Source organism: Pollutimonas bauzanensis, from assembly GCF_040393045.1.
GTDB classification, from domain to species: domain Bacteria; phylum Pseudomonadota; class Gammaproteobacteria; order Burkholderiales; family Burkholderiaceae_B; genus Pollutimonas; species Pollutimonas bauzanensis_A.
Genome location: NZ_JBEBUX010000154.1, coordinates 1 through 9,524 on the forward strand (window position 1 = coordinate 1; position 9,524 = coordinate 9,524).

At 53.3% G+C, this 9,524-nt stretch carries 8 protein-coding genes; all 8 read right to left on the reverse strand.

The features are described from left to right. Positions 1-281: ESPR domain-containing protein (locus tag ABWO67_RS17515; protein WP_353154040.1), on the reverse strand; the 281-nt coding region annotated here is incomplete at its 3' end. Positions 282-1,251: 970 nt separating this feature from the next. Further along, positions 1,252-2,715: a ribonuclease G gene (gene rng, locus ABWO67_RS17520; RefSeq protein ID WP_353154043.1), complete on the reverse strand. Its 1,464-nt coding sequence runs from the start codon at positions 2,713-2,715 to the stop codon at positions 1,252-1,254. A 53-nt stretch (positions 2,716-2,768) separates the two neighbouring features. Beyond that, complete coding sequence (locus tag ABWO67_RS17525; protein WP_353154046.1) at positions 2,769-3,776, reverse strand: Bug family tripartite tricarboxylate transporter substrate binding protein; 1,008 nt, start codon at positions 3,774-3,776, stop codon at positions 2,769-2,771. A gap of 54 nt (positions 3,777-3,830) precedes the next feature. Continuing rightward, on the reverse strand, positions 3,831-4,997 hold the full coding sequence (locus ABWO67_RS17530) for a mandelate racemase/muconate lactonizing enzyme family protein (protein ID WP_353154048.1): 1,167 nt from the start codon (positions 4,995-4,997) through the stop codon (positions 3,831-3,833). Then, positions 4,994-5,983: an NAD(P)-dependent oxidoreductase gene (locus tag ABWO67_RS17535; RefSeq protein ID WP_353154051.1), complete on the reverse strand. Its 990-nt coding sequence runs from the start codon at positions 5,981-5,983 to the stop codon at positions 4,994-4,996. Before ABWO67_RS17535 ends, ABWO67_RS17530 begins: the two co-directional genes overlap by 4 nt. Positions 5,984-6,043: 60 nt before the next feature. Next, positions 6,044-7,192 carry a mandelate racemase/muconate lactonizing enzyme family protein gene (locus tag ABWO67_RS17540; RefSeq protein WP_353154054.1) on the reverse strand — a complete coding sequence of 383 codons (1,149 nt, stop codon included), beginning with the start codon at positions 7,190-7,192 and terminating at the stop codon, positions 6,044-6,046. A gap of 4 nt (positions 7,193-7,196) precedes the next feature. Beyond that, positions 7,197-8,186 carry a Bug family tripartite tricarboxylate transporter substrate binding protein gene (locus ABWO67_RS17545; protein ID WP_353154056.1) on the reverse strand — a complete coding sequence of 330 codons (990 nt, stop codon included), beginning with the start codon at positions 8,184-8,186 and terminating at the stop codon, positions 7,197-7,199. Between the two features lie 124 nt (positions 8,187-8,310). Further along, entirely contained in the window at positions 8,311-9,030 is a 720-nt protein-coding gene (locus tag ABWO67_RS17550; RefSeq protein ID WP_353154058.1) for a FadR/GntR family transcriptional regulator, read from the reverse strand. Positions 9,031-9,524 lie beyond the last annotated feature (494 nt).

Here is a 9,524-nt window from a genome sequence, read left to right on the forward strand (position 1 = left end):
AAAAGGTCGCCGACAACATCCCATGGCAGCGGTGCCGGCGGAATAGTATCGGGGGTCACGTCCCCACTTACTGTGATGATTTGCGCCCAGGCAGGTTGCGCACTGCAGATGCCCGCCATAGCCATAACAAGCGCGGCGGCCTTCAATAGCACACTGGGACTGCGGTGATTAGCTGCAGGCTTCAATCGGCGGCTGCCCTTGCCTTGCCCACGAGCGTTTTCACTGACGACCTGAAAAACTCCTTGGCTGCGGTTAAAGACGATGCGATAAATATGATTCATGGGGATTCTTTGTTGGGATCGGTGACCATAGGAAACCAACTGGCACCTGGAGAGGGGAGCAGGAATAAAATTATTAATGTTTTGTAGATGTGGGCCGAGGACAGGTGGCACGGAATTGGCGTACACACCGGCCTGAAGTGATGCCGAGTATAAAAGTTTGAGATCGATTGAAACTGAGCAAATCTGAGCGCCAGCATTGAAACGGCGTGTGAAGCTGCCTACCGCTCCATCCTCATCTCAAACCACGCCTCCGTATCGCCCAAGGCGCGTTCTAGCGTTCGGCGGAAACGCTCTTCTGCAGCACGCCTGGCGCGCTCGGTTATTTCTGCGGGGGCGTCTTGAAGAGTGATGATGTATCTCATGGCTGCGCTTCCACAGTTCTGTTTATTTACACAGCTTTTTGCCATAGAAAGCAGAAACGACATTGGAATTTTTCAGGAGGTTGGCCCTGGCTAAGCCGACCGCACTGCACCTAAGGCTTCTCTGGCCATCCGGTTGGCTAACTGTTCGGCCCCCATGCATTTCACGAGGTGTTCAGCCCAGATGTTTAGCGCTTCTTTACGCTCTTTCCAGTACGCGTACTGATCGTATATGTCTTCAACACCCGGGAGCTTGTGGTTTAAGCACATTTCTGAAATGTCGCGGGAGGGGCAGTGCAAGCGGGATCTCCATGGCTGCGCCCATCTTCGATGTCGGTAGCCCTCATAGACCAGCCCCAAGGGATAGTGAGGTCGTCTATATAGATATTTTCCTTCTTGGCTTTCGAAAACTCCCCGACTCGCACGGCGGTCGCCAATATAATACGAAGGCTTAATTGGTTCTGTCAGTTCATGTCGGCGTTCATAGTCAGATGCAGCTCGCCATCGTTCAGTATGAGCCATACCTTCTTCGGCGGCCAAGCGGAACCATAATATTCAATAATTACATTAGCTTAATGGCTTCTGTGACACGGTCAGAATCGTGTAAAACCTCAGATAAGAACGATATCGTATTGTTCCTGGGAATACTGGCTTTCCACTTCCAGCGATATCGGTTTGCCGATAAAGTCGCCCAGCATGGCCAAGTGCGGGCTTTCTTCTTCCAGAAACAAGTCCACGATTGCCTGCGATGCCAGGATGCGGAATTCCTTAGGGTTGAACTGCCGCGATTCACGCAATATTTCACGCAGTATTTCGTAGCACAATGTGCGCGGCGTGCGCACATTGCCGCGCGATTGGCAGGTGGGGCAGGGCTCGCACAATTGATGCGCCAGGGAATCACGCGTGCGCTTGCGCGTCATTTCCACTAATCCCAACTGGCTGAACCCGCTGACTGTCATGCGAGTGCGATCTTTGGATAAGGCCTTATTCAGTTCGGCCAGCACCGAGCTGCGGTGCTCGACGTCATCCATATCGATGAAATCCAGGATGATAATGCCGCCCAGGTTGCGCAGGCGCAATTGGCGAGCCAGCGCAATAGCAGCTTCCAGGTTGGTTTTGAAGATGGTGTCGTCAAAGCTGCGTCCGCCGACGAATCCACCGGTATTGACGTCGACCGTGGTCAGCGCTTCGGTTTGGTCGATGATCAGGTAGCCGCCCGACTTCAGGTCGACCCGTCTGGACAGCGCCCGGGCGATTTCTTCATCCACATTGGCTGTGTCGAATAAGGGGCGCTCGCCGCTGTAATGTTTGATGCGGCTTAATACAGATGGTGTGTAGATCTTGGCCCACTCCAGCAGTTCCTGAGCCGTCGACCGAGAATCAACGGTAATTGTGCCGGTAGATGGCCCAACCATATCGCGCAGCACGCGCTGGGCCAGAGTCAGGTCTGTGTAAAGCACCGATGGCGCGGGCTGACTTTTGGCCCTGGCCTGGATACTGTTCCATATGGTGCGCAGATAAGACTGATCCGCTTGTAGCTCTTCGTCTGTCGCGCCTTCGGCCTGTGTGCGGACAATGAAACCACCGCTTTCATCTTCGGGCATGAAAGACATGACGCGATCGCGCAACGATATCCGATCTTCTTCCGATTCAATCTTTTGCGATATGCCGACATGCGGATCGTAAGGCAGATACACCAGCATGCGGCCGGCGATGCTGATTTGAGTAGAAAGGCGCGCGCCTTTTGTACCCAGCGGGTCTTTGATAACTTGCACCATCAATGACTGGCCTTCGAACAGCAGTTTTTCGATAGGGGTAATGACGGCGCCGCTAGTGCGTTCGGCGCGATTCTGCCTGAGGTCGGCGACATGAATGAAGGCAGCGCGCTCCAGCCCAATGTCGACGAAGGCGCTTTGCATGCCAGGCAGCACGCGAACCACTTTACCCAGGCAAAGATTGCCCACGTGGCCGCGCTGAATGCTGCGTTCTATATGTAGCTCCTGGACAGACCCTTGTTCTACTACTGCTACCCGCGTTTCGAAAGGCGTTACGTTAATAAGAATGTCTTCAGTCATGTACTTTCGCAATCGGTTGCTTGAATGCGACAAGTGTAGGGCGAATCGCGGCGTTAATCGACTGTTACACCAGCCTCTTTGACGATTTTGCCGTAAATATTAATCTCGGAGCGGATGAAGCTATCCAGATCCTCTCCGTTCAACCCGGACGGGAGCAGGCCTTGGCCAGTCAGTTTCTCCTGAACATCAGGCATTTTCAGGATTTTCTGTAGCTCGTTGTCGATTCGCCCGACAATGGCGGTTGGTGTGCCTGCAGGTGCGACTATGCCGTACCATGTCCCTGTTTCGAAATTTGGCAATGCCTTTTCCGACATGGTGGCGGTGTCCGGAAGCGCCGCTATGCTTGTCAGCGACGCGACCCCGAGCGGCCGCAGTTTGCCGGTTTTTATATACGGAAGCAGCGTCACCAGGTTATCGAACTGTGCATCGACCACGCCGCCTAGCAAATCTGTGGTGGCCGGCGCACTGCCTTTGTAAGGAACATGGACGACATTAATTCCCGCTGTTTTTTCAAAATACACGCCTCCCAAATGCTGAGCGGTTCCCACGCCTCCATTTCCAATGGTTACTTTGCCTGGGTTGGATTTTGCATAAGCAATAAATTCTTCGGTGTTTTTAACTGGCAACGATGGGTGTGCGACAAGCAGCAGCGGCGCTTTGACCAATAGTGTTATGGGTTTGAAGTCTTTGATCGGATCGTAAGGGAGCTTAGGATATACAGCAGGATTTACCGCCATGAAGCCTGCTGCTGCCAAGAGGAGTGTGTAGCCATCTGCGCTAGCTCTTGCCCCGGCTTCGGCCCCGATAATGCCGCCCGCTCCAGGCTTGTTTTCTACGACTACGGGTTGGCCTAATCCCTCGGTGAGTTTTTGCCCCATCATGCGGGCCAATTGGTCGCTTGCCCCGCCTGGCGCAAAAGGAACAATAATGCGTAATGGTTTATTCGGAAAGATTTCGGCTGCCTGTATCACTGAACTCGTTGTCGCCATGAACAACGCGCTTGTAATCAACGCCGCCGCGAAAACTCGTGAGGGGCTTCTCTTTGTGTTGCGATGATTCATTAGTGTGTCTCCTCTATTATTGTCTTTTGCCTGCGCTTACGTTGCAGACTGTGGTCAGGCTACGGTATGGCGCAGCACGAAATCATTATTGATAGTGATGCCAAGTCCTGGGCGATCAGGGATTTCGACCATGCCGTCAATCACCGGAAAGCTTTCTTCTGCGAGTTCGTGCAGTAGCGGATTTGCACCAAGCGAGTATTCAAGCAGCCAGCCAGCGGGCGAGGCCGCTGCGACTTGAGCGCCTGCCGAGAAAGCCAGGGCACCGGTCCAAAGATGGGGCGCAAGTCTCAGATTCCAGGCGGAGGCAATTGCTCCAATGCGCATCGCTTCGCTGATGCCCCCGCAAATTGCAAGGTCGGGTTGGAAAATATCGACAGCGCGAAGTTCTGCCAGGTCGCGAAAGTCGAAGCGATTGAATTCGCTTTCACCCGCAGCGATAGGTATTGCCGTCGAGGCGCGCACTTCAGCCATTCCTCGTTTGTCGTCTGCTGTGATTGGTTCTTCGAACCACATGAGGTTCTGGTCTTCGACTAGTCGACAAAACCGCTTTGCCTCAGCAACGTTATAAGTACCGTGCGCATCACACGCAAGTCCGATATCGGGGCCTATCGCTTCGCGCGCTGCCCGTACACGCTTGGCGGAATTGATTGGGTCTCCGTCGATGACGCCAACACGCATTTTGACTGCTTGAAACCCGCCGCGCTCGATGTACCCCAGTAATTGTTCGCCTATATTGTCGGCGTCGGCCCACCCGCCTGAGGCATACGCTGGCAGCTTTTCTGCTTTGCGGCCGCCAAGCAAACGCCATACTGGCGCATTGAGATGCTTCCCGAGTAAATCCCACAAGGCCAGGTCGATGCCGCTGATAGCCGACACTGAAATTCCTCGGCGGCCCAGAATCGGAAATACATGCCCCAGCTTGAGTGCGTAGTGGGCTCTGCTGCCGTTATACATTAGCTCCCATAGCCGGTTGATGTCGCGAGGGTCTTCGCCGACCAGCAATGGGCCGAATTTTTGATTTATCAGCGAGACCAGTGCGCGGCAGTTGCCCTCGCTTCCGACCTCTTCCTTGGCTTCACCGTGCCCGACCAATCCGCAGACTGTTTCAACGCGAACTAGAACGGTATCGAATGAGGCAATGCGGCCGAAATCAGAGACATGCTGCTGCTCGTATGGAATGGGAACATGAAGCCAACGGGCTTCTATGCTTTTGATTTTCATGTGCGTCCTATATGAGAAAGGCGGCTAAGAATGTCTGCTTTTGCCTCGGTGTTTACTAGATGCTGTGGTAGTTGCCCAGCTACCAGGGCCAAAGCCTGTTCTGCTGCGACACGACCCATGCGCCGCATGCTTTCGTCTGTTATGCCAGCAAGATGCGGCGAAAGGATGACATTGGGCAGCGTCCGTAACGGAGAGCTGTCAGGTAGAGGCTGTTGCTCGAACACGTCAAGCGCAGCGCCAGCCAAACGCTGCTCGCTGAGCGCCTCGATAAGTGCTGATTCGTCTATGACAGCTCCCCGAGAGACGTTGATCAGGAAGGCTTGTGGTTTCATCCTGGCGATGCGGGCCGCATTGACCAAGCCGCGGGTGCTTTCATTCAGAGGGCAGGCCAGCACAATGACATCGGCCATCGGAAAGATCTCGTCTAGCGTCACTGCGGTGACAAAAGACGGCATTGCTGCGCTGCTGTGTCGAACTCCTACGACCCGCATGCGCAGTCCTTGACTGCATATGCGGGCTAGTTCGGTGCCGATGGCACCGACGCCAATAATCCCGATGACCTTTTCAGCCGCTTCTGCACTTTCGTCGGCGAGCTTTCGCGCGTTATTCCAACTCTGGCTGCGCAGGGTGTGGTCGATACGGTTTAAGCGATGCATCAAGGTAATCATTTGTCCAACAACATACTCGGCAACCGACGTTGAATTTGCCTTTGGCACATTCGCCACGGCGATGCCGTGGCGGGTAGCTGCGGCAATTGGAATCATGTCCAATCCTGCTCCATGGCGTACTACTCCCAGCAGTTTGGGTGACTCGGACAGCAATGACTCAGGCAAAGGGGCGCGCACAATAATGATTGACGCGTCCCGAGCAGTCCGCTTCAGTGTTTCCGGGTCGGTTGCTGGAGCCACTCTGACCTCAGTCGTGGCTTGTAGTAAAGCGTGCGCAGTGGGGTGGATAGGGTTGGTCAGCAAAACGATTGGTCGCATGGGGGACTCTACAGTTGTCAGGGGGCTATTTGCGATGGAGTATGTTGAATGGTCTTTGGCTTATGACTTCACCGTAAAGCCCAATCCGTCGATAAGGGGATACTCCTTGAATAAGTCCTCGTCGATTTCCAAGCCAATCCCCGGCTTATCGAGAGGTTCGACGCAGCCATCTTTGCCGATCTGGAAAGTGGCGCCAAACATATCGCGTAGCGGATTGACATGAGAAACGCATGCTTCAAAATAGCCGCCGTTATCGATCGCCGCCAGGAAATGAATTGTCCCCGCATGATTGATTCCTCCGGCGGCGCTGTGTGGGTTAATCGGTATCCGCCAGGATGACGCGGCCGCTGCAATTCGCATCGCTTCAGTAAGGCCGCCGGTTTTGGAGATGTCTGGCTGAAATATGAGTACCGACTTGTCCTCTATCATGCGTGCGAATTCATATCGGGTGTAATGGTTCTCCCCTGCGGCAATTGGCACCAGCGAAGTGATTTGGGCTGCCTGGCGATACGAGGCGAAATCGTTGCAGGGGAATGGTTCTTCCAACCAGCCTACGCCCATCTCGGCAAAGGCTGGCATCACACGACGTGTATCGGCCAAGGTGTAGGCGGTGTTTGCATCCACCAGGATATCGATGTGATCCCCCAGCGCCTTACGCACAGCGCTCACGCGCTGCACATCCAGTAGCGGTGTGTCGCCGACGCGGAGCTTTATCGCCTTGTAGCCGTGCTCGACATAGCTTTGAGCTTCTTGTACCAATGCCAGTGGCGGCTGATATCCCAGCGCTACGCCGCCCGCGTAAGCGGGAATACGTTTCTTGGTGCCCCCAAGCAGGCGGTACAAGGGCATTCCAGCCGCTTTGCCTCGAATATCCCATAGCGCCATGTCGATGCCGCTCAAGGCCAGGGCGGCCCCCGCGCCCAAACCGTGGCTCGCGAGCTGCATTTGGTGTACGCGATCCCAAACACCTACGACGTCGCAGGCATCCATGCCTTGAATCAGCGGTGCCAGAGTCTTGTTAATCAGGCTGGTAACGGCGCCTGCACTGCGGCCTGGATGGGATTCCCCATAACCTATAAGACCTTCCGAGGTCTGGATACGTACGATAATCACGTCGCGCTTGAACGCGGTGCCGATCCCCATTGCAACCGTTTTGTCCTTGGGGAATGCGTACGATAGGGGAATCGCATGGATAGTTGCTATTTTCATATGATTACTCCAGCTTCGCACCAGAGTCTTTAACAACCTTGGACCAAACGTCGGTTTGATCCCGAAGAAATTCGCTGAATTTTTCAGGCGTGCTGGGCATTGGATCTACACCCATGCTGATCATCTTCTGGCGAAACTCGTCGTTGTTCAGTATCTTCGTCATTTCTGTATTTATTTTTGTAATAACGGCTTGGGGCGTGCCATGCGGAGCAAGAAATCCGAACCAGACATTGACGTCATATCCAGGCAGGCCTGATTCCGCAATGGTGGGAATGTCTGGAGCGCCCGATGAACGGGTTGTCGTTGTTACTCCTAATGCGCGCACTTTTCCAGACTTGACGTGAGGAAGAACTGCGGGAACTTGGTCAAACAGCATGGAAACCTGGCCTGCTAGAACGTCTTGCATCGCCTGTGCACCGCCTTTATAAGGCACATGCATGAAATCGATGTCGGCTCGGGACTTAAGCATTTCGCCGGCCAAGTGGCTTGAGCTACCGTTCCCGCTGGAGCCTTGAGATAACTGGCCCGGGTTTTTCTTTGCATAGTCGATCAGTTCTTTTACGGAATGAATAGGCAAGGAAGAATTGACAACAAGAATATTGGCGACCCCGCCGTATAAGCTGATGGGGGCAAAGTCTTTGAGCGGGTCAAATGGAAGGGAAGGGTAAATGGCGGGATTAATCGCCAGGCCAATTGGTCCCATCAGCAGCGTGTAGCCATCTGGCTTAGCACGGGCAACGAGTTCGAAAGCAATGTTGCCGCCAGCGCCGGGACGGTTATCCACAATAAACGGCTGACCAAGTCCTTGCGCTAATTTGTCGGCCATCATGCGGGCCAGGATCGTGGTTGTGCCGCCAGCCCCGAAAGGTACGATCACTCGTATTGGCTGGGTGGGGTAGGATTCCGCACTAGCCGCGGTTGCCCCAATGTATAACGCTCCGGCGGAAACCGCCGCTGCCGCGCACGACAAGAGCTTTTTGATTTTGTATTGCATGCCTTCTCCATTTTTAGTGATTTATATGGCTATACCTTTGCGGGGTATGCAGTTGATGCCAATGCCGATGGCAGCGGAAACCATCGACCGAGAGTGAAAGGTATATCTGCCTTTTCCGCCGTTTTTAAGGTGCTGGTTTTTTTTCCAGCGAGTCCATCCAGTAGCTCTCTACTTTTCCTAGGTGTTGCTCCATGATGTTTTTTGCGGCCGCCTCGTCTTGAGCTTCGATCGCTTCGAGTAATAGCGTGTGGTGACGCAGTGATCGAACACCGTTTTGCATGTCGGCAAAGTAGCGGTCTCGACGGCTTTGCGATGCCAGCCAAAAGGAGTTGGCTGCGCGGGTTAAAAGCGGATTTTGGGTAGCGCAACAAATGGCAAGATGAAACTCGGCGTCCTTGTCGCCAACCGCCTGGTTCGCGTTAAGGCAAGCTGCAGTCTGCGTAAGAATGTCGTGTATTTGCTGAATGTCGTTTGCAGTGCGACGCTGGCACGCAATGCCTACGGCCTGAAGCTCAAGAATCCGGCGAAACTCGTTTAGGTTTCTGACCTCGTCGGCTGTCATGGGTAATCCCAAGTCGGCTTCCAGGACAACGGCATCCAGGCTTCCATCTCGATCCACTTCCCGTAGAAAAATCCCCGAATTAGGACGACGCTCTATGACACGCATAGATTCCAGTATTGACAGTTCTTCGCGAACGGTTGGGCGGCCGACAGAGAAGCGCGTGGCCAAATCTCGTTCGGACGGAATTCTGTCGCCCGGGGCGTACCCACGCTCCCGGATGAGCCGAAGTATTTGAAAACGCAATTGCGCTGTGGCGCCGACGGGGCGGTATGAATCGTTCATGGCAACGCAACAATAAAAAATAGATCGAATAAAGAAGATCTTTAGGAACGGTGATTATCAGAATTACCTAACTGGTAATGCCAATCTGGTAATACCAAACCGGTATTACCAAAAAGATACCTTTTTTTCGGATTCGTGTCTAGGCCTTTAGCCTTGATCTAGTCATCCGAGTTTATCTATCTCTATATAGGTAATACGAAACAGATGCCTTTTATCGCAGGCCTTCTATATAGAGGTATGGGGGTGAGACTAGAATTCATCCCGCTTATATATAGGCATCTCGGTTAGCGAGGTACGTCTTAGTAGTGCTTGCCAGCGTTTCTTTTTGGTTTTATGGCATCTTGAGAAAGATATCGAGAGCCTTTTGGTCGGGATTCGCAGTTATTTTTGATTCATCTAGTTCATTACTGCTTGGTTTCACGTTTTTTCTATATTTCTTTAAAAATATATTTCATTGATATTTCAATGTGTTGCGCTGGATTCGGTGCGCGGGT

Excerpts from the sequence above, each read along its gene's own strand:
- rng (WP_353154043.1), bottom strand. The coding sequence starts at position 2,715 with ATGACTGAAGACATTCTTATTAACGTAACGCCTTTCGAAACGCGGGTA.
- ABWO67_RS17525 (WP_353154046.1), bottom strand. The coding sequence starts at position 3,776 with ATGAATCATCGCAACACAAAGAGAAGCCCCTCACGAGTTTTCGCGGCG.
- ABWO67_RS17530 (WP_353154048.1), bottom strand. The coding sequence starts at position 4,997 with ATGAAAATCAAAAGCATAGAAGCCCGTTGGCTTCATGTTCCCATTCCA.
- ABWO67_RS17535 (WP_353154051.1), bottom strand. The coding sequence starts at position 5,983 with ATGCGACCAATCGTTTTGCTGACCAACCCTATCCACCCCACTGCGCAC.
- ABWO67_RS17540 (WP_353154054.1), bottom strand. The coding sequence starts at position 7,192 with ATGAAAATAGCAACTATCCATGCGATTCCCCTATCGTACGCATTCCCC.
- ABWO67_RS17545 (WP_353154056.1), bottom strand. The coding sequence starts at position 8,186 with ATGCAATACAAAATCAAAAAGCTCTTGTCGTGCGCGGCAGCGGCGGTT.
- ABWO67_RS17550 (WP_353154058.1), bottom strand. The coding sequence starts at position 9,030 with ATGAACGATTCATACCGCCCCGTCGGCGCCACAGCGCAATTGCGTTTT.